The 19,952-nt window shown below is 66.6% G+C and carries 16 protein-coding genes; 12 read left to right on the top strand and 4 right to left on the bottom strand.

What is annotated here, in order from left to right; translation table 11 throughout:
* Positions 1-15 precede the first annotated feature (15 nt).
* The 6 genes from ACFFDA_RS22200 to ACFFDA_RS22175 all read left to right on the top strand — a co-directional run bounded on the left by ACFFDA_RS22200 (position 16) and on the right by ACFFDA_RS22175 (position 8,784).
* Positions 16-2,835, top strand: a complete 2,820-nt coding sequence (locus tag ACFFDA_RS22200) for a TonB-dependent receptor (protein WP_404479451.1) — start codon at positions 16-18, stop codon at positions 2,833-2,835.
* Positions 2,835-3,971 carry a phytase gene (locus tag ACFFDA_RS22195; RefSeq protein WP_404479450.1) on the top strand — a complete coding sequence of 379 codons (1,137 nt, stop codon included), beginning with the start codon at positions 2,835-2,837 and terminating at the stop codon, positions 3,969-3,971. Before ACFFDA_RS22200 ends, ACFFDA_RS22195 begins: the two co-directional genes overlap by 1 nt.
* Before the next feature lie 91 nt (positions 3,972-4,062).
* Positions 4,063-4,671: a lytic transglycosylase domain-containing protein gene (locus tag ACFFDA_RS22190; RefSeq protein WP_404479449.1), complete on the top strand. Its 609-nt coding sequence runs from the start codon at positions 4,063-4,065 to the stop codon at positions 4,669-4,671.
* A 266-nt stretch (positions 4,672-4,937) separates the two neighbouring features.
* A complete protein-coding gene (gene ileS, locus ACFFDA_RS22185) occupies positions 4,938-7,826 on the top strand; it encodes an isoleucine--tRNA ligase (RefSeq protein ID WP_404479448.1) in 2,889 nt (962 codons plus the stop codon).
* On the top strand, positions 7,823-8,368 hold the full coding sequence (gene lspA / locus ACFFDA_RS22180) for a signal peptidase II (protein ID WP_404479447.1): 546 nt from the start codon (positions 7,823-7,825) through the stop codon (positions 8,366-8,368). Before ileS ends, lspA begins: the two co-directional genes overlap by 4 nt.
* Positions 8,368-8,784, top strand: a complete 417-nt coding sequence (locus ACFFDA_RS22175) for a DUF3035 domain-containing protein (RefSeq protein WP_404479446.1) — start codon at positions 8,368-8,370, stop codon at positions 8,782-8,784. Before lspA ends, ACFFDA_RS22175 begins: the two co-directional genes overlap by 1 nt.
* A gap of 130 nt (positions 8,785-8,914) precedes the next feature.
* On the opposite strand, the gene ACFFDA_RS22170 is transcribed toward ACFFDA_RS22175, so the two are convergent.
* On the bottom strand, positions 8,915-10,249 hold the full coding sequence (locus ACFFDA_RS22170; RefSeq protein WP_404479445.1) for a hemolysin family protein: 1,335 nt from the start codon (positions 10,247-10,249) through the stop codon (positions 8,915-8,917).
* Between the two features lie 213 nt (positions 10,250-10,462).
* Between ACFFDA_RS22170 and ACFFDA_RS22165 the strand changes: the two genes are divergently transcribed.
* Positions 10,463-11,137, top strand: a complete 675-nt coding sequence (locus tag ACFFDA_RS22165; protein ID WP_404479444.1) for an OmpA family protein — start codon at positions 10,463-10,465, stop codon at positions 11,135-11,137.
* Positions 11,138-11,369: 232 nt separating this feature from the next.
* Positions 11,370-12,929, top strand: a complete 1,560-nt coding sequence (locus tag ACFFDA_RS22160) for a hypothetical protein (protein WP_404479443.1) — start codon at positions 11,370-11,372, stop codon at positions 12,927-12,929.
* 132 nt (positions 12,930-13,061) lie between these two features.
* Here the strand turns inward: ACFFDA_RS22160 and ACFFDA_RS22155 are convergent, their stop codons facing one another.
* On the bottom strand, positions 13,062-13,856 hold the full coding sequence (locus ACFFDA_RS22155) for a 3'(2'),5'-bisphosphate nucleotidase CysQ (RefSeq protein ID WP_404479442.1): 795 nt from the start codon (positions 13,854-13,856) through the stop codon (positions 13,062-13,064).
* Positions 13,857-14,037: 181 nt separating this feature from the next.
* On the opposite strand from ACFFDA_RS22155, the gene sucC reads away from it, so the two are divergent.
* The 4 genes from sucC (at position 14,038) to ACFFDA_RS22135 (ending at position 18,122) form a co-directional block, all read left to right on the top strand.
* Positions 14,038-15,237 (top strand): ADP-forming succinate--CoA ligase subunit beta, encoded by a 1,200-nt coding sequence (gene sucC / locus ACFFDA_RS22150; protein ID WP_404476768.1) that lies wholly within the window; start codon positions 14,038-14,040, stop codon positions 15,235-15,237.
* Positions 15,238-15,486: 249 nt separating this feature from the next.
* Positions 15,487-16,233, top strand: a complete 747-nt coding sequence (locus tag ACFFDA_RS22145; protein WP_404476764.1) for an electron transfer flavoprotein subunit beta/FixA family protein — start codon at positions 15,487-15,489, stop codon at positions 16,231-16,233.
* Positions 16,233-17,165: an electron transfer flavoprotein subunit alpha/FixB family protein gene (locus tag ACFFDA_RS22140; protein ID WP_404476766.1), complete on the top strand. Its 933-nt coding sequence runs from the start codon at positions 16,233-16,235 to the stop codon at positions 17,163-17,165. The genes ACFFDA_RS22145 and ACFFDA_RS22140 overlap by 1 nt, the downstream gene beginning before the upstream one ends.
* A 270-nt stretch (positions 17,166-17,435) precedes the next feature.
* A complete protein-coding gene (locus tag ACFFDA_RS22135) occupies positions 17,436-18,122 on the top strand; it encodes an energy transducer TonB (RefSeq protein ID WP_404479441.1) in 687 nt (228 codons plus the stop codon).
* Positions 18,123-18,127: 5 nt separating this feature from the next.
* Here the strand turns inward: ACFFDA_RS22135 and ACFFDA_RS22130 are convergent, their stop codons facing one another.
* Positions 18,128-18,685 carry a GNAT family N-acetyltransferase gene (locus tag ACFFDA_RS22130; protein ID WP_404479440.1) on the bottom strand — a complete coding sequence of 186 codons (558 nt, stop codon included), beginning with the start codon at positions 18,683-18,685 and terminating at the stop codon, positions 18,128-18,130.
* Entirely contained in the window at positions 18,682-19,902 is a 1,221-nt protein-coding gene (locus ACFFDA_RS22125; RefSeq protein ID WP_404479439.1) for a DUF445 domain-containing protein, read from the bottom strand. Before ACFFDA_RS22125 ends, ACFFDA_RS22130 begins: the two co-directional genes overlap by 4 nt.
* Positions 19,903-19,952 lie beyond the last annotated feature (50 nt).

Raw genomic sequence — 19,952 nt, 5'->3', positions numbered from 1 at the left:
GGAATCCCTCCAGTCATGACCCGCTCGCTCCAGCTTCTCGCCGGGCTGCTTGCCTCGGCCTCGTTCGCCACCATCGCCCAGGCTGGCGAAATCGCCGGCCACGTCAATGACGCGACCGGCGCGCGCGGCCTGCAGTCTGCCGCGGTCCGCATCGTTGAACTGAACCGCACTGCCGAGACCGACCGCGCGGGCAGCTACGTGATTGGCGAGGTTCCCGCCGGCACTTATACGCTGGAGGCCCGCTACGTCGGCGCCGAAGTGACGACGCAGAGCATCACCGTGCCCGCCAAGGGGACGATCGCGGGCGATTTCAACCTTCCCGCGATCGGCGGCGGCGACATCCTCGTCGTCGGCCTGGGCGCCAACATCTCCAGCGCCCTGTCGCGCCAGAAGGCCGCCGACGGTGTCGAATCGGTCCTGACCCGCGACGCGGTCGGCCAGTTCCCCGACCAGAACGTCGCCGAATCGCTGCGCCGCCTGCCGGGCCTCAACATCCTCAACGACCAGGGCGAAGGCCGCTACGTCTCGGTGCGCGGCCTCGATCCCGACCTCAACGGCACCTCGGTCAACGGGGTTCGCCTGCCCGCGCCGGAATCGACCGCCCGTTCGGTGGCGCTCGACGTGATCTCGTCGGACACGATCGAATCGATCGAGGTGAAGAAGAGCTTCACCCCCGATATGGACGGCGATTTCATCGGCGCCTCGGTCGAGATCAACACCACCAGCGCTTTCGATTCGAAGAAGAACCGCTACTCGCTGAGCGCCGAGGGTAGCTGGAACGACTATTCGGGCAAGGTGACGCCCAAGGCCTCGTTCGACTTCACCCAGAAGATCGGCGACGATTTCGGCATCGCCGGCTCGGTCAGCTACTACAAGCGAAAGTTCGAGACCGACAACGTCGAGGCCTCCGACTGGACCGAAGCCGAGAACGGCCAGGCCTGGGTGCAGAGCCTGGAATACCGCGACTACGACGTCGAGCGCACCCGCATCAACGCGGCGCTGTCGGCCGACTGGCGCGTGTCCGACACCACCAAGGCCTACGTGCGCGGCAACTGGGCGCAGTTCGACGACCACGAGTACCGCCGCCGCACCACCTTCGACTTCAGCGAGTTCGAGGATGACGGCCCCAGCTCGATCAGCGGCGGCACCGCTTCGTTCGACACCGACGACAACGAGATCACCATCGAGCGCGACCTCAAGGACCGCTTCGAGCGCCAGCGCATCCGCTCGGTTTCGCTGGGCAGCGACACCGACACCGGGACCTGGAAGTTCAACTGGCAGGCGAGCTACGCCAAGTCGACCGAGAAGGAGACGTTCTCGCTCGACCCGATGCGCTTCGCCGCCGACTTCGACGACGAATCGGGCGTCGTCATCGATGTCGACAACTCGGGCCGGTACTTCCCGAGCTATTCGGTGGCCAGCGGCGCGGGCGCGGTCAACACCGCGTCGAACTACGCCTTCGACCGCCTCGAACTGACCACGCTGTCCGACAGCCAGGATCGCGAATGGGCGGTCAAGGCCGACCTCGCGCGCACGTTCGCCGGCGACAACGGCGACTTCACCGTCCAAGGCGGCGCCAAGGCGCGCTGGCGCAAGAAGTCCTACGACTTCAACATGACCCGCTTCGACGACTACGACGGCGACTTCACGCTCGCCGACGTGCTGGGCAAGCAGACCTACCGCCTGCTCGACATGGGCCCGGTTGCCGACAAGGGCGGCTCCGCCGACTTCTACCTGGCCGATCCCACCGGCTTCGAGGTCAACGCCGACGACAGCCTGATCGACAGCTCCAGCAGCGACTATGCGGTGACCGAGGACATCACCGCCGCCTACCTGCTCGGGCGCTGGGACAGCTCCACCCTGCGGGTGATCGGCGGCGTGCGCATGGAGCACACCCGCAACAAGCTGAGCGGCAACCTCGTGGCGATCACCGAAACCGAGGACCCGCAGGACGAGGACGAGACGATCACCACGATCGACGTCTCGCCGTTGTCCTTCAAGCGCAGCTACACCAACTGGCTGCCCAGCCTGACGGTGCGCTACAGCCCGGAGCAGAACCTGGTCGCTCGCTTCGCCGGCTACAAGACGATCGTGCGCCCCAAGCTGTCGCAGCTGCCGCCGCTCTACTCGATCAACGAGGACGGCGAGGCCGAGTTCGGCAATCCCGACCTCAAGCCCTACCAGGCCTGGAACTTCGATGCCGGGTTCGAATACTACTTCGCCAACAACGGCGCATTCACCCTCGGCGCCTTCTACAAGTCGGTGAAGGACTACACCTACACCAGCTTCACCACCGAAGAGGGAGAGATCAACGGCGTCGCCTATACCGAGCTGCGCCAGCCGGTTAACGGCGACACTGCCGAGATCGCCGGCGTGGAAGTGAGCTACAGCCAGGTCTTCTCGATGCTCCCTTCGCCCTTCGACGGCCTGCTGACCCAGCTCAACTACACCTACACGTACGCGCGCGGCACCGTGCTCGACGAAGATGGCGTGGCGCGCCGGATCAACCTGCCCAACGCGTCGAAGAACACGTTCAACGTCGTGCTCGGTTACGAGAAGGGCCCGGTCAGCTTGCGCGCCGCCGGCACCTTCCGCGACAAGTACCTCGACGAGGTGGGCGACGCCGCGGACCAGGACCGTATCGTCAACCAGCACTTCCAGCTCGACCTCTCGGCCAAGTACAAGCTGACCGAGAACATCCGCCTCTTCGCGGACTGGGTGAACGTGAACAACGCCAAGTATTATGCCTACCAGGACTTCGCCGGCGCCCAGCGCCTGCTGCAGTACGAGGAGTACGGCTCGACCGTGAAGTTCGGCGCGCGGGTGTCCTTCTGATGCGCGTCGGCATGATCGCCAGGCTGGGCTCGGGAGCGCTGCTCCCGGCCCTGCTGATCGCCGGCTGCGCCACTACGGGCACGGGCACGGGCACAGGCACGGGCACCCCGGGCCCAGCTCCCGAAGTCGCCGTCCCGCGGCCGCGCTATCCGGCGACGGACATTCCCGCCCAGGCCGAGACCACCCCGGTCGGCACCGGCAATGCCGATGCCGCCGACGATCCGGCGATCTGGCGCAATGCGGCCAATCCCGCGGCCAGCCTGCTGCTGGGCACCGACAAGAAGGCCGGTCTCTACGTCTACGGCCTCGACGGCCAGGTGCGTGATTTCGCCCCCGCCGGCGCGCTCAACAACGTGGACTTGCGCGAAGTGCCCCAGGCCGACGGCTCCACCCGCATCCTTGTCGCCGCCAGCGATCGCACCGACCGGGCCGAGCCCCGGATCGCGCTGTTCGGCCTCGACGGGCAGACCGGCAAGCTGACCTCGCTCGGCGCCGAATCGTTCCTCGCGCCCGGCCACGCTGCGGCCGAGGCCTATGGCTTCTGCATGGGCGCACCGCTGGTCGCCGGCGAACTGGCGCGCGCCTACGTCGTGCTCAAGGACGGCACCGTTGCCGAGAGCCGCCTCGTGGAGCAGGGCGGCCGCATCGCCGCCCAGCATCTGCGCGACGTCAAGTTCGCCACCCAGTCCGAGGGCTGCGTGGTCGACGACGTGACCAGGACGCTCTACGTCGCCGAAGAGGACGTGGCGATCTGGAAGGTGCCGCTTGGCGCCGCCACGCTGGCCGCGAAGTCCTACGCCCGCGTGGGCGAGGCGGACGGCCTCGTCGACGACATCGAGGGCCTCGCCATCGCCCGCCAGCCGGGCGGCCGCGCGTTCCTCGTCGCCTCCAGCCAGGGCGATAACGCCTATGCGCTGTTCGACCTCGCCACCGACAAGCCCGCCGGCCGTTTCCGCATCGACGGCGGGACGCTCGGCGGCACCAGTGATACCGACGGGATCGAAGTGATCCTCGGCGATTTCGGCCCTGCCTTCCCCGAAGGCGTGTTCATGGCGCAGGACGGCGACAATGCCCCCAACGCGCAGAATTTCAAGCTGCTGTCCTGGCGTGCGATCCGCACCAAGCTGGGGCTGTGACCATCCGTCGTCCCGGCCCATGCCGGGACGACGCGCTATGCATTTGCCGCGGATACGGTAAGGATCGCGCCATGGTGAGGGAATCGAATCGATGAGACGGATCGGCGCCGTGGCGGCACTGCTGGGCCTCGTCGTGCCCGGCGTCGCCCATGCCGACGTTCTCCAGATCGGCGATGCCGGGGCCGAATGGATCGCCGGAGGCCCCGCCGTGCCCGCCGTCGCCCAGGGTCGCGGGCAGGAGCTTGAAGCCCCGCTCGAGGTCGACACCGCGCTGCATCCCCTCTCGATCACCGAGGCGCTCGACGCCGCCGGGCCCGTCCGCTGGCGTACCCGCGTTGCCGTTCTGGCCGCGAAGTACGACATCAGCCCCTCGCTGCTCGAAGCGGTGGTGTGGCAGGAGAGCCGCTGGAACGAACTGGCGGTCTCGCCCGTCGGCGCGCGCGGTCTGGCGCAGCTCATGCCCGGCACCGCCGCGCAGATGGGCGTCGATTCCGCCGATCCCATGGCCAACCTCGAAGGCGGCGCGCGCTACCTGCGGCTTCAGCTCGACGCGTTCGGCGGCGATATCGAAAAGGCGCTGGCCGCCTACAACGCCGGTCCCGCCCGCGTGGTCCGGGCCGGCGGCATCCCGAACATCCGCGAAACCCGCGCCTACGTCGCTGCGATCATGGGCCGGCTGGCGGACCCGGTGCGGCAGTAGGCCGCGCAGAAGAAAGAGGGACTTCACGCGAACACCCGAAGCCGCAAAGGGGGCACCCGCGGCAACGCCGCCTTCTTCCCGAGGAGTAAATGGCGAAGCGCCGGGTGGCGGAAAACAGGCCCGCCGCGCGCAAGCGAAACCTTTGCGCCTCCGGACCTTCGCGTGAGCCGACCTTCTTTGCTCTTTTCCGCGTCCTTGCGTGAAACCCGGGCAGTGCGCACACGCCCTTCCAACAAACCCGCATTTGCTCTAGTGCGCGTGCCGTTATGACCGAAAAGCGCGACTACCGCAGCACCGTCTTCCTGCCGAAGACCGATTTCCCCATGAAGGCCGGGCTCCCCCAGAAGGAGCCGGGTATCCTGGCGCGCTGGCAGGCCGAGGGCATTTACCGCAAGACCCGCGACGCGCGCGTCGGCCGCGAGCAGTTCATCCTCCACGACGGCCCGCCCTATGCCAATGGCGACATGCACATCGGCCATGCGCTCAACCACATCCTCAAGGACATGGTGGTGCGCACGCAGACGCTGCTGGGCAAGGACGCGCCTTACGTTCCCGGCTGGGACTGCCATGGCCTCCCGATCGAGTGGAAGGTCGAGGAAGAATACCGCAAGAAAAAGAAGAACAAGGACGAGGTCCCGGCGGAGGAATTCCGCGCCGAATGCCGCGCCTATGCCCAGAACTGGGTGAACGTGCAGCGCGAGCAGCTCAAGCGCCTGGGCATCAATGGCGACTGGGACAACCCGTACCTGACGATGGACTTCCAGGCCGAGGCCACCATCGTCGGCGAACTGCTCAAGTTCGCCCAGAACGGCATGCTCTATCGCGGCGCCAAGCCGGTGATGTGGTCGCCGGTGGAAAAGACCGCGCTGGCCGAAGCCGAGGTCGAGTACGAGGACATCACCTCGACCCAGATCGACGTGGCGTTCGAGATCGTTGATTCGCGGTGCACCGCTGTCCGTGGTGCGCGCGCGGTTATTTGGACTACTACGCCGTGGACGATCCCGGTTAACCAGGCCCTCGCGTACGGCCCTGAAGTCGAATACGCGGTTTGCCGATTTGGCGATCGTATGGGGGATCATGATCGCCCTGCACCTGAAGGCAGTGTGCTCATCGCGGCTGGGCTGGTTGAACAATTTGCGGCACGCGTTGGTTTCCGCGTGATCCCGATGCAGATCATAAAAGGCTCCGACCTCGCCGGCACCATCGCGCGGCATCCCATGCACGCGCTCGGCGGCTTCTTCGCCGAGCCGCGTCCGTTCCTGCCCGGCGACTTCGTCACCACCGAGAGCGGCACCGGCCTCGTCCACATGGCGCCCGACCACGGCGAGGACGACTTCGACCTCTGCAAGGCCAACGGCATCGGCCCCAAGTTCGCGGTCGAAGCTGACGGCAAGTACCGCGAGGACTGGCCGTGGCTGGCGGGACAAGGCTCGGTCATCAACCCCAAGTTCAACGCGCCCGACGGCCCGATCTGCTCGGACTTGCGCGAAGCCGGCGGCCTGCTCGCGGCCTCGGCCGACTACAAGCATTCCTACCCGCACTCGTGGCGCTCGAAGGCCAAGGTCATCTACCGCTGCACCCCGCAGTGGTTCGTGCCGATGGACAAGGCGATGACCCACATCTCGCCCAAGTCCGCGAGCGAGAACAGTTGGGAAGCCGAGGGCGGGGCGATCAACCCGTCCGAGGAGGGCGAGTTCGCCTCCCCCACCTTGCGCGCGGCCGCGCTGGCCGCGATTGCCGAGACGCGCTTCGTCCCCGACAAGGGCCGCAACCGCATCGGCGCGATGGTAGAAGGCCGGCCTGACTGGGTCCTATCGCGCCAGCGCGCCTGGGGCGTGCCGATCACGCTGTTCGTCGATCGCAAGACCGGCGAATATCTCGTCGACGAGGCGGTCAACGAGCGGATCATCAATGCCGTGCGCGCGCATGGCGTCGATGCCTGGAGCGACGAAGCCGCGCAGGACCTGCTCGGCCCCGACTACGATGCCGAGGACTACGAGCGCGTCGCCGACATTCTCGACGTCTGGTTCGATTCGGGTTCGACCCACGCCTTCGTGCTGGAATCGGGTCGCTGGCCCGACCTCCTGCGGCCCGAGGGCTATACCGGCCCCAAGGCCGACCTCTATCTCGAAGGCTCCGACCAGCATCGTGGCTGGTTCCAGTCCTCGCTGCTGGAAAGCTGCGCCACGCGCGGCCATGCGCCCTACAAGGCGGTGCTGACCCACGGCTTCACGATGGACGCCAAGGGCTTCAAGATGTCGAAGTCGCTGGGCAACACGATCAGCCCCTTGAAGGTCATGGAGACCAACGGCGCCGACATCATCCGCCTCTGGGCGCTCTCGGTCGACTTCACCGAAGACCACCGCATCGGCGACGAGATCCTCAAGGGCGTGGCCGACCAGTACCGCAAGCTGCGCAACACCTTGCGCTACCTGCTGGGCGCGCTGGACGGCTTCGAGGAGGCCGAGCGCATCGGCGTGGCCGAAATGCCCGAGCTGGAACGCTACGTGCTGGCGCTGCTGGGCAAGCTGGACGCAACCTTGCGCGAGGCGGTCGAGGCCTTCGACTTCAACACCTACGTTCGCGCGCTGCTCGATTTCTGCAACGAGGACCTCTCGGCGTTCTTCTTCGACATCCGCAAGGACTGCCTCTACTGCGACGCGCATGACGACCCGAAGCGCCGCGCCTACCGCACCGTGCTCGACACGCTGTTCCATGCGCTCATCCGCTACGCCGCGCCGGTGATCGTCTTCACCGCCGAGGAGACGTGGCAGAGCCGCTATCCGGGCGAGAGCGTGCACTTGCTCGAATGGCCCGAAGTCCCGGCCGCCGAGGCCGACATCGACAAGTGGCAGGAGCTTCGCTCCTTGCGCGCGGCCGTCACCGAGGCGATCGAACCGCTGCGCCGCGAGAAGATCGTCGGCTCCAGCCTCGCGGCCGAAGTCACCGTGCCCGACACGGCGCCCGAGGCCGATCTTGCCGAACTGTTCATCACCGCGAAAGTCACGCGCGGGCAGGGCGAAGGCGTGAGCGTCACTCCTTCCCATGACCACAAGTGCGGCCGCTGCTGGCGCCACCTCCCCGAAGTGACCGAGGACGGCGACTTGTGCGCGCGCTGCGACGACGTCGTCGGCGAAGTGGAGGCGCCCGCGTGAGCGGCGCCGCCAGCCACATCGCCAACCCCTGGCGCAACCGCCTGATCGGCCTGCTGGTCGCGGCCGTGGTCTTCGCGATCGACGTCGCCATCAAGGACTGGGTGGTCTACGGCCTGCGCCTGTGGGAGATCGGCCAGCTCCGTCTGCTGCCGTTCTTCAACCTGACTTGGACGCAGAACTTCGGCGTCTCGCTCGGCCTGTTCACCGCCGGCTCGCCTGAGGCGCGCTGGGTGCTGGTGGCCTTGACCGGGGCGATCGCCGGATTCGTACTCGTCTGGCTGCTGCGCGAGCGCAAGCTGGCCGATATCGTCGCGCTCGGCATGGTGCTGGGCGGGGCCGCGGGCAACATCCGCGACCGGATCGCGGTGGGCTACGTGGTCGACTATGCCGACTTGCATATCGGCAATTTCCGCCCCTTCCTCATTTTCAATCTCGCCGATGCGGCCATCACCATCGGCGTCCTGATTATCCTTGCCCGATCCCTGCTTTCGCGCGAAAAGCCCGATGCAGCGGCGGAACCCGCCCCGGAGAATTTGAATTGATGCGCATGAAGAAAACCGGAGCCCTCGTCCTCGTCGCGACCGGCGCCGTCCTGTTGTCGGCATGTGGCAGCACCGGGCTGTTCAACCGCAGCCGTCCCGACGAGTTCGCGGTGCAGCGCCAGACTCCGCTGGTCGTGCCGCCCGACTTCTCGCTGAGCCCGCCCAAGCAGGGCCAGCCTCGCCCCGCCGACGAATCGCTCCAGCAGCAGACGCTCGACGCGCTGTTCGGTGGTCCGCAGGCCCGCAGCGACATCGAGAAGACGACGCTCGGCCTCGCCGGCACCTCGGACCCGGCGATCCGCTCGACCGTGGGCGATCCGGCGACCTACACCGTCGCCAAGGGCCAGGTGACCCGCGCCATCCTCGCCGCTCCAGAAGGCGACGGGCGCGATGCGCAGACCGCCGTCGGCACCTGAGGATTTCTAGCACAAGTCTACGAAGAGGCCGGGCGAAAGTCCGGCCTTTTTCGTTGGGCGATGGCGACACCACCCTGGATCGTCGTCACCTTCGATCGTTCTTGCGAGCCTTGCCCATCGGGCCGGGCGCTCAACCTTCGCCGCTGACCCCGTCGCCGGCATCGTCGTCGCCCCTGGTGCTGACGAGGATCTTGTCGATCTTCAGTCCGTCCATGTCGATCACCTCGAAGCGCCAGCCCTGTTCGTCGAAATGCTCGCCCTCGCGCGGGACTTTCTTGAGCACGGCGAGGACGTAGCCGGCCAACGTCGCGAATTCGCGGTCGTCGGGCAGGTCGATGCCGAGCCGGTCTGCCAGCGCATCGGCGGGCATGGCGCCGGACACCAGCAGCGAACCGTCCTCGCGCTCCACCACCATCGGCTCGTCGCCCTCGTCCTGGTGGGCGACGAACGTGCCTGCCAGCGCCGCCAGAACGTCGGACGGCGTGACGAGGCCTTCGAGGTGGCCGTATTCGTCGTGGACCACCGCCATCGCCACTTCGGCGGTCTGCAACTTGCGCAGCGCGTCCATGGCGTCGAGCTGGTCGGGGATGACTTCGGCCTTGCGCATCATCGCGCGCACGTCGACCGGGCGGCCGGCGACGAGGCAGGCGAGCACTTCGCGGACCTTGAGGATGCCCACGATGTTGTCGGGCGAACCGTCGCCGGCGACCGGCAGCAGCGAGTGGGGCGAGGCCTCGATCTTGGCGCGCAGCTGGCTCTCGTCGGCGTCGACATCGATCCAGTCGATCTGGTTGCGCGGGGTCATCAGTTCGCGCACGGGGCGTTCGGCCAGGCGCATGACCCCGGTCATCATCGCCCGTTCCTCTTCCTCGATCACGCCGGACCGCGTGGCCTCGGCGAAGATCATGTGCAGTTCCTCGGCAGTGAGCTGCTCGGAATCGCCGCGGCGGATCGAGAAGAGGCGGAGGATCAGCGCCGAGGAGCGGTCGAGCAGCCAGACGAAGGGACCCATGATCGTGGCGAGCACGCTCATCGGGCGCGCCATGACAAGGGCCACCGGCTCGGCCATGCGCAGTGCCAGTTGCTTGGGCACCAGTTCGCCGACCACTACGCTGGCATAAGTCGTCGCCATGATGACCAAGGCGAAGCCGGCCTCGCCGGCGAAGCGCACCGGCAGGCCCAGCGCGGCCAGGCGCTCGCCCACCGGGCCGCCGAGGCTGGAGCCGGAGTAGGCGCCGGCGACGATGCCGATGAGGGTGATGCCGATCTGCACCGTCGACAGGAAGCGCCCCGGGTCGGCGGCTAGGTCCAGCACGGTCCTGGCCGCCTTGCTCCCCTTGTCCGCAAGTGCCCTGAGGCGTGGCGCACGCGCCGAGACGATGGCCAGTTCGGACATCGAAAAGAGGCCGTTGACCAGGATCAGGCCGGCGATGATGAGGAGGTCAGTCCAGGGAAAGGGCGTCACAATGACCGATCGCTAGCAGAGATTGCCGCAATAGCGAAGCGCTCGTGGCATCGTGCAATGCTTTGCAACTTGCCGGGCGCCGGGAACACAATCGTACACAGAGGGTTGAGGCGGCATCATCCATTTGCCATTCATGCTCACTACCGCACACAGATGCCTGTAAGCCATGCTTTTCAAGGGCACTTAGGCAAGCGCATTTAGGAGGGACACATAATGAAGAATTCGCGCCTGATTACCTCGGCCGCCGCCGTATTTGCGCTGGTCACCGTCTCTGCCTGCGTCACCGACCCCAACACGGGCGAGCGTAAGGTCTCGCGCACCGCGATCGGCGGCGTCGGCGGGGCCGGCCTCGGCTATCTGCTCGGCAGCGTCATCGGCGGCAAGACCGCGCGTATCGTCGGTGCGGGCATCGGCGGCGTTGCCGGCGGTGTCGTCGGCTATCAGATGGACAAGCAGATCAAGGAGCTCAAGGAGCAGACTGCCGGTTCGGGCATCGACGTCAGCCAGCAGGGCGACGGTATCCTGCTGAACCTGCCCGACGTGACCTTCGCGGTCGATTCGACGGTCATCAGCCCCTCGTTCCAGACCTCGCTGGACAAGGTCGCGCAGTCGATGATCCAGTATCCCAACAGCCTGATCGACGTCTACGGCCACACCGATTCGACTGGTTCGGCCGCCTACAACCTCGACCTGTCCAAGCGCCGCGCCGATGCGGTGGGCCGCTACCTGATTACGCGCGGGGTCTCCTCTTCGCGCATCCAGACGCAGGGCATGGGCAAGGATCACCCGGTGGCCGACAACACCACGCCCGAGGGGCGCGCGCTCAACCGCCGCGTCGAGATCAAGATCACTCCGGTGACGACCGACGACGTCAACGCGGCGAAGTAACGCCAAGGCCGCGTAAAGCGGAACCCGAGGGGTCGGTGCGCAGGCACCGGCCCCTTTTGTCGACCACGCCCCCTCCCGAGGCCCGCCGTCCACCGGGTGGCTTCGAGGATGCTCGCCTTCCATCGGCAAGACCGCGCGCCGGGCACCGCCCCGGTACGTTCTTTCACCGCGGTAACTTGAAACGTCACGCCCAACAGGTAGTCTGGGTCCAAACCGGGTCCGGGGGGAACTGATGCGTTTCAAGAAGTTGGCGGCGATCATGGCAATGGTGCAGGCCGCGTTCCTCGCTCCCGGCCTTGCCCATGCGGCTTGGCTCGAATCGTCGAGCGAACACTTCGTCATCTATGCCGACGACAGCGAGCGCGACATCACCCGCTTTTCGCAGCAGCTCGAACGCTACCACGCGGGCATGGTGCTGTTGCTCGGGTCCAAGCTTGCCGCCCCAAGCCCCTCGAACCGGGTAACGGTCTATGTCGTGAAGAACGAGCGGGAAGTGCGTGAATTGTACGGCGAGAACAGCAAGTACGTCGGCGGCTTCTATCTCCCGCGTGCCGGCGGGTCGTTGGCGATCGTCCCGGCCGTGCAGGCGACGGACGGGGCCATCACCTGGTCGATGGTCGTGCTTCTGCACGAGTATGCCCACCACTTCCAGATATCCACCAGCGCGATGGCCATGCCGCGCTGGTTCACCGAGGGTTCGGCGGAATTCTTCGCTTCGGGCAAGTTCGAGAGCGACGGCAGCATCTGGCTGGGCCGGCCTGCGAACCACCGCGCCGGAGAACTGCTGTACGCCCGGGACGTAAAGGCAGCGGACCTGCTCGACCCCACGGAGTACGACAAGCGCAAGCCCGGAAGCTACGACGCCTTCTACGGCAAGAGTTGGCTGCTCTACCACTACCTGACCTTCAGCGAATTGCGCGGCGAACCGCGCAAGGGCCAGCTCTCTCGGTATCTCGCGCTGTTGCGCGAGGGCAAGGGCCAGCGCGATGCGGCTATCGAGGCTTTCGGCGATTTCGGCGTGCTGGAAAAGGAACTCGACAGGTACATGGCCAAGTCGAAGATGGGTGCGTTGCGGTTGACGGCCGACAAAGTGCCGATCGGGGAGATCAAGGTACGCGCCCTGGCGGCCGGGGAAGCCGCGATCATGCCGGTGCGCATCCGGTCCAAGCGCGGCATCTCCCGCGAGGAGGCCCCGGCGCTGCTGGTCGAGGCCCGGGCGGTGGCCGCGCGCTTCCCGTCCGATGCCGCCGTTCTGTCCGCCCTTGCCGAGTGCGAGTACGACGCCGGCCACGACAAGGAAGCCGTCGCTGCGGCCGACGCGGCGCTGAAGCTCGATCCCTCGCAGGTCAACGCCTATGTCGAGAAGGGTCTGGCGTTGTTCCGCATCGCCCCCGAGGCGGACGATACCGCGGCCGCCTACAAGGCCGCGCGGGCGCCGTTCCTCGCGCTCAACCGGATCGAGAACGACCATCCGCTGCCGCTGGTCTACTTCTACCGCAGCTTCCTGGAACAGGGCAGGGAGCCACCCCAGATCGCCCTGGACGGATTGGTCCGCGCCACCCAGCTCGCTCCTTTCGACCAGGGGCTGCGCATGAACCTGGGCCAGTCGCTGATGCGTGCCGGCCGGCGCGACGATGCGCGCAACGTGCTGCTGCCGGTAGCCTACGACCCGCATGGCGGCGGCATGAGCGAGTTCGCCCGCAAGGTGATCGCCCGGATGGAAAAGGAGCCGACCTGGAAGGGGCAATGGGACGAGGCGGAGGAGGGCGCCGCCGGGGACGCGGGCAAATGAACGGCGTGCTTCCCGTGACCGCGCGTTTTTAGGCGAGGTCGGCAAGTGAGCGGGGGCCCCGCCTGCGTGGGGACGACCGCAACCAGCTGAGCGACCCGGGATGGTTCCCGAAACCCACTCTCAGGCGTTCCCTCAGGCGGAGTAGCGCACCGCGCGATCGGCAAGGCGCTCCACGGCCGCTGCGTGGATGCCGGTCGAGGCGACCATTACCCCGAAGGCACGGGGGTCGTGCTTGTTGTAGTTGAGCGGCTTGCCGAAGGCATCGGTGACGACCGCACCCGCCTCGCGTGCGATCAGGCCGGCGGCGGCGATGTCCCACTCGTAGCCCCAGCGCAGGGTCACGAGCAGGTCCGCCTCGTCGGCGGCGATCATCGCCATGCGCAGCGCGATCGAGTTGGGCTGGTCCACCAGCAGGAGGTCCGCATCCTCGGGGGCAAGTTTCTGTGCCGGAACGCGCGAGCCGGCCAGCGAATCGCGGTGGCTGGCGACGAGGCGCGTGCCATTCCGCCAGGCGCCCTTGCCCGCCTCGGCCGACCAGAACTCGCCGCCGTCCTCGCGCTGGCGCACGGGCGCGTAGAGATAGCCGAGCAGGGGGCGGCGCGTGTTGACCAGGGCCACCGAGATCGCCCAGCCGGTCCGGCCGCGGATGAAGTCGCGCGTGCCGTCGATCGGGTCGACCAGCCAGACCAGCTCGTGCCCCTGCCGCTCGGGACTGTCGGTCGTCTCTTCGGAAAGCCATCCGGCCGCGGGCAGGAGCTTGCGCAGCTCCGTCTTGAGGAAGGCGTCGACTTCGAGGTCGGCCGAGCAGACCGGGCTGCCAGGCGTCTTCTCCCATGAGTCGAGGCTGTGGCCGTCGCCCGGCCAGCCTGCCAGGGCGATGCGCCCCGCCTCGCGTACGATGGCTTCGAGCCTGTCTCGGTCAATCATTCGGATGGGACATTGCTATTGCGTCTTCTTATCAATTGTGGTGCGGCAAATTGATCGCCGCCTGTCAACTTGCGCAGGATGCGGGCCTTTTCAAGCCGCCGGGGATGTGCTTAGGCGGCGGGGCAAAACTATGGCTACGGCGCCTTCCCAAGGAACCTCCAGCAGAAAAGCGATTTGAGCGATGAACATTCACGAATATCAGGCCAAGGAACTGCTTGCGAAGTATGGCGTGGGGATTCCCGCCGGTATTGCGGCGCTGACCGTAGAGGAAGCGGTGGCCGCCGCCAAGCAGCTGCCGGGACCGCTCTACGTCGTGAAGGCGCAGATCCACGCGGGCGGGCGCGGCAAGGGCAAGTTCAAGGAGCTGCCCGCCGACGCCAAGGGCGGCGTGCGCCTCGCCAAGTCGATCGAGGAAGTCGAGGCTTTCGCGCAGGAAATGCTCGGCAACACCCTCGTCACCATCCAGACGGGTGATGCCGGCAAGCAGGTCAACCGCCTCTACGTGACCGACGGCGTCGACATCGCCAAGGAATACTACCTCTCGATGGTGGTGGACCGCGCCTCGAGCCGCGTCGCCCTGATCGTGTCGACCGAAGGCGGCATGGACATCGAGGAAGTCGCCCACTCGACGCCCGAGCGCATCAGCACGATCACCATCGACGTCGCCACGGGCTTCCAGCCGCACCACGGCCGCGCCGTCGCCTTCGCGCTCAAGCTCACGGGCGAACTGAACAAGCAGGCGCAGAAGATCTCGAAGCAGCTCTACGAGGCCTTCGTGGCGCTCGACTGCGACATGCTCGAGATCAACCCGCTGGTGGAAACCAAGGACGGCAACCTGCTCGTCCTCGACACCAAGATGAGCTTCGATTCGAACGCGCTGTACCGTCACCCCGACGTGCTGGCGCTGCGCGACGAGACCGAGGAAGATCCGGCCGAAGTCGAGGCGTCGAAGTACGACTTGGCCTACATCAAGCTCGACGGCGACATCGGCTGCATGGTCAATGGCGCGGGCCTGGCGATGGCGACGATGGACATCATCAAGCTGAACGGCATGTTCCCGGCCAACTTCCTCGACGTAGGCGGCGGCGCCAACAAGGAAAAGGTCACCGCGGCGTTCAAGATCATTCTCGCCGATCCGGCGGTGAAGGGCATCCTGGTGAACATCTTCGGCGGCATCATGAAGTGCGACGTGATCGCCGACGGCATCGTCGCCGCGGCCAAGGAAGTGAACCTGCAGGTTCCGCTGGTGGTCCGCCTCGAAGGCACCAACGTCCAGCAGGGCAAGGACATCCTGGCAGGCTCGGGCCTGCCGATCGTCGCCGCCAACGACCTGGGCGATGCCGCACGCAAGATCGTTGCCGAAGTACAGAAGGTAGCCTGACCCGGGTCCGGTACGCCTCGCGCGTACGATCACATGTCGGTTACGGATACGGCGGGGGTTTCGCGACCCTCGCCGTTTCTGCATGGTGTCGAAGCCTGTATGACCGGCGCCGAAGCTCAGCTATCCGTTACCCAAGCTCTTCGCGTTTCGGCGGGGGTTGACGCGAGGGACGATGAACGCGATAGCTCGCCCATCAGAGTTTAATCGCGCGGTTAAATTTTCCGTCCAGCAGTGAGAGGACAGATCGCAATGAAGATCCTCGTGCCCGTGAAGCGGGTGATCGACTACAACGTGAAGCCTCGTGTGAAGGCCGACGGCACGGGTGTTGACCTGGCCAACGTCAAGATGAGCATGAACCCGTTCGACGAGATCGCGGTGGAAGAAGCCATCCGTCTCAAGGAAGCGGGCAAGGCGGAGGAGATCATCGCGATCTCGGTCGGGCCGGCCAAAGCGCAGGAAACGCTGCGCACCGCGCTGGCGATGGGCGCCGACCGGGCGATCCTGGTCGAGACCGACGCCGAAGTGGAACCGCTCGCCGTCGCCAAGATCCTGAAAGCCATCGTGGGTGAAGAGAACCCGGGCCTTGTGATCCTGGGCAAGCAGGCGATCGACGACGATTCGAACCAGACCGGCCAGATGCTCGCCGCGCTGCTCGCACGGCCCCAGGGCACGTTCGCCAGCAAGGTCGAGATCGACGGCGATTTCGTCTCGGTCACCCGCGAGGTGGACGGCGGCCTGGAGACGGTGAAGCTCTCGCTTCCCGCCATCGTCACCACCGATCTGCGCCTCAACGAGCCGCGCTACGCCTCGCTGCCCAACATCATGAAGGCGAAGAAGAAGCAGCTCGATGTGAAGTCGCCGGCCGACTACGGCGTCGACATCGCCCCGCGCCTCAAGACCCTCAAGGTCTCCGAGCCGCCGGTGCGCGTCGCCGGCATCAAGGTCGCCGACGTCGACGGCCTCGTCGCCAAGCTCAAGGAACTGGGAGTAGCCTGATGTCCAAGACTCTCGTCTGGGTCGAACACGACAACGCCTCCGTCAAGGACGCGACCCTCGCCGTCGTCACCGCCGCCTCCAAGCTGGGTGAAGTGCACCTGCTGGTCGCAGGTTCCGGCTGCGCCGCCGTGGCCGAGGAAGCCGCGCAGATCGCGGGCGTGGGCAAGGTCCACCTCGCCGACGACGCCGCCTATGCGCATGGCCTGGCGGAAAACGTCGCCCCGCTCGTCGCCGAGCTGATGGGCCACCACGACGCCTTCGTGGTGCCCGCCACCACCACCGGCAAGAACCTCGCGCCGCGCGTCGCCGCGCTGCTCGACGTGATGCAGATCTCGGACATCCTCTCGGTCGAAGGCGAGAAGACCTTCACCCGTCCGATCTACGCCGGCAACGCGATCGCCACGGTCGAATCGAGCGATGCCAAGCTGGTCATCACCGTGCGTGGCACCGCCTTCGACAAGGCTGCCGCCACCGGCGGTTCGGGCACGGTCGAGGCCGTCTCGGGCACGGGTGACGCGGGCCTGTCGAGCTTCGTGGGCGCCGAGCTTGCCAAGCTGGAGCGCCCCGAACTGACCAGCGCGAAGATCATCGTCTCGGGCGGCCGCGCGCTGAAGGACGGCGAGACGTTCGAGCAGGTCATCATGCCGCTCGCCGACAAGCTCGGCGCCGCCGTGGGTGCCAGCCGCGCCGCGGTGGACGCAGGCTACGTGCCCAACGACTACCAGGTCGGCCAGACCGGCAAGATCGTCGCGCCGCAAGTCTACATCGCGGTCGGCATCTCGGGCGCGATCCAGCACCTGGCCGGGATGAAGGATAGCAAGACCATCATCGCCATCAACAAGGACGAGGACGCACCGATCTTCCAGGTCGCCGACATCGGCCTCGTCGCAGACCTCTTCAACGCCGTGCCCGAACTCACTGGGAAGCTCTGAACACTTCTTCGGTATCGCAATAATTTAACCCCCGGATGCAAATCCGGGGGTTATTTCGTAGGCACAGCGTTTGAAATGCGGTCGCAGCAGGCTGCTAAGGGGAAGCCGTCATGAAGCATGCCCTCCTCACGGTGGCCGCTCTGGCCGTTCTTGCGAACGTTCCCATCGCACAGGCCGCCGAAGATCGTGTGGTACTGGAGCCGATCTCTCCATGGAATGTGGACTGGGGCAGCAGTTCCTGCGATCTCACGCGCTGCAGATAGGCCCACATTGCTTCGCATCCGTCAGGACGGTCTGAACGCCTATGTGGAGCTTGAAATTGCCGGGCCGTCCATCGGACGGATAAAGGCAAGCAAGGGTGTTCAGCTTGATTTCGGCAACGGATCACTTCTGGCCGCAGGCAATCCGCAACACGCGATCAACTCGATTTACGGCCAATCCCTCATCGTTCAAGCGCGGCTTACCCCGGGCGATGGCAAGCGTCCCGACGACAGGAGCGGGCCCAGCGCCGAATTCGAGCGACAGATCGTCCAGATAGGCATTGCTACGTCTGCCGGGCCTCTGGTTATCAAAACAGGGAAAATGTACGCGGCGCTGCAAGCCTTGCACAAGTGCGCCGACGACATGTTCACGGGATGGGGCATTTCCCCCAGTACTCGCTCGGAGCTGGCTCAAGAGCCGAGGATCGTTGATGGAACAGCCTTGGCAAGAGCGGTGGATCAAGCCTACCCGAAGGCCTTGAAGCGCCCCGGCAAGATCGACAGGGTCGAATTTCTCGCAGTTGTGGATGCGAATGGCGTCGCCACTGGCTGCCACGTTACCCGATCTTCCGAAGAAGGGTTCAACGAGCACGTTTGCAGTGCAGTTCTCAAGGCTCGCTTCAAGCCTGCACGCGATGATAGCGGCGCCCCTGTAGCATGGTACTACAACGGCGCGGTTGTTCACCATCCTGGCTAGAGCGGTCAGTGGTCCGTCGCCGCCGGTAACCGTTCGAGCAGTTGCAGCAGGGCGCGTTCATCCCCGTCGCAGGTCTCATGCTCCCCATAGCGCACGAAGCCCAGCCGGGCCGCCAATCGCTCGGAGGCGGTGTTGCCTTCCTCGATCATGCAGCCGATTCGGCGCGGGCCGTGTTCGCGGTCGAACCAGGCGAGCACGGCCTCCATCACTTCGCGGGCGATGCCCCGGCCGCAGTGGTCGGCGCGCACGATCCAGCCCGCCTCGGGGACATCGTCCATGCCCAACTGTGGTCCAAAGCCGCGCCACGAATGGAACACGCCGCAGCTAGCGACGATCTCGGTCCCGCCCTTCTCGCGCACCGCGAAGCTGCCGTAGCCGTGGAGCATCCAGGAACCGGCATTGCGCATCAGGCGGTCGAACTGCGCCTGCCGGTCCGCGCGGCCGGGGCCGAGGTAGCGACGGGTCTGCTCGTCCGCGAGGATGCGGCACATGCCAGGGAGGTCGGCGGCGGCGGGGCGCCACAGCTCGAAGCGGTCGGTCAGGAGGAGCGGTTCGTCATTCACAGCAGCCGATCGATGGCATGGATGCACACGCCGAACAAGCCGCCCACGAGCGTGCCGTTGATGCGGATGAACTGGAGGTCGCGGCCGACCGCGCCTTCGATGCGGTCGCTCACGGTGCGGGCATCCCAGCGCTTCACCGTCTCGGAGACCAGACGCACGATCTCGTCGCCGTAGCGCGCTGTGACGCCGACCAGGGTGCGCCGGGCGAAGCGGTTGATCTGGGCCTGGAGGCGCGGATCGTCGCGCAGGGCGCCGCCCAGTTCGCCCAGCATCGTCGTCAGTTGCCCCGCGAGTGCTGTGTCGGGGCTGCGGGCCGCGTCGATCAGCTTGCGGCGCAGGCGTTCCCAGACCGACTGCCACCACTGCCCGACCGCCGGGTTGGCGATCAGCTCGCGCTTGGCGTTCTCGACGCGCTCGCGGGTCTCGGGGTCGTTGACGAGCTTGTCGGCCAGCTCCTCGAGCATCAGGCCGACCTTGGCCTTGAGCGGGTGGTCCGGCTGGACGATCATCTCGGCGAGCAGCTTGTAGAGCCCGTCGAGCACGGAATTGGCGATGCGGCCGTCGAGGCCGGTGAGGCGCAGCAGGCTGTGCGCGCGCTCGCGGATCATGGAGCGGACGATGTCCTCGTTGGCCTCCAGCGCTTCGCCCGCCCAGCGCACGGCGCTGTCGATCAGCGGCAGGTGGCGGCCGTCGGCGATCATTGCAGTGAGGATCTGGCCGAGCAGGGGGGCGACTTCCACCCGCTCCAGTTGTCGGGCGAGGCCGGCGCGGACCTGGTTGCCGAGGCGCTCCGGGTCGAGCGACTCGAGCACGTCGGCAACGAGATTCGCGGCACCTGCACGGATGCGCGACTGCCCGCCGCGGCCGGGATCGGCAAGGAATCCGCCGGCCGCGCCAGCGAAGTTGAAGCCGACCACCCGGCGGGCGACGACCTGGGGGGTAAGGAAATTGTCGCGCAGGAACGTCGCCATCGTATCGGCGATGCGGTTCTTGTTCACCGGGATTATCGCGGTGTGCGGGATCGGCAGGCCGAGCGGGCGGCGGAACAGGGCGGTGACGGCGAACCAGTCGGCGAGGCCGCCGACCATCGCCGCCTCGGTGAAGGAGATCGCATAGCCCAGCCACGGGTCCCAGGCGGGGTGCTCGCCGCCCAGGCGCCGCAGCACGACGAAGGCCACGGCCATCGCCAGCAGCAGCCCGGTGGCGAACAGGCGCATGCGCCTGGCCCGATCCTGCGGGACGACCTTCAGCGCTGCTCCCCCTGAAC

This window comes from Novosphingobium sp. BL-52-GroH (assembly GCF_044813085.1).
In the GTDB taxonomy this organism is placed as follows: Bacteria; Pseudomonadota; Alphaproteobacteria; order Sphingomonadales; family Sphingomonadaceae; genus Novosphingobium.
Note: the sequence above shows the minus strand (reverse complement) of the source record. Positions and strands in the feature narration are given on the sequence as shown.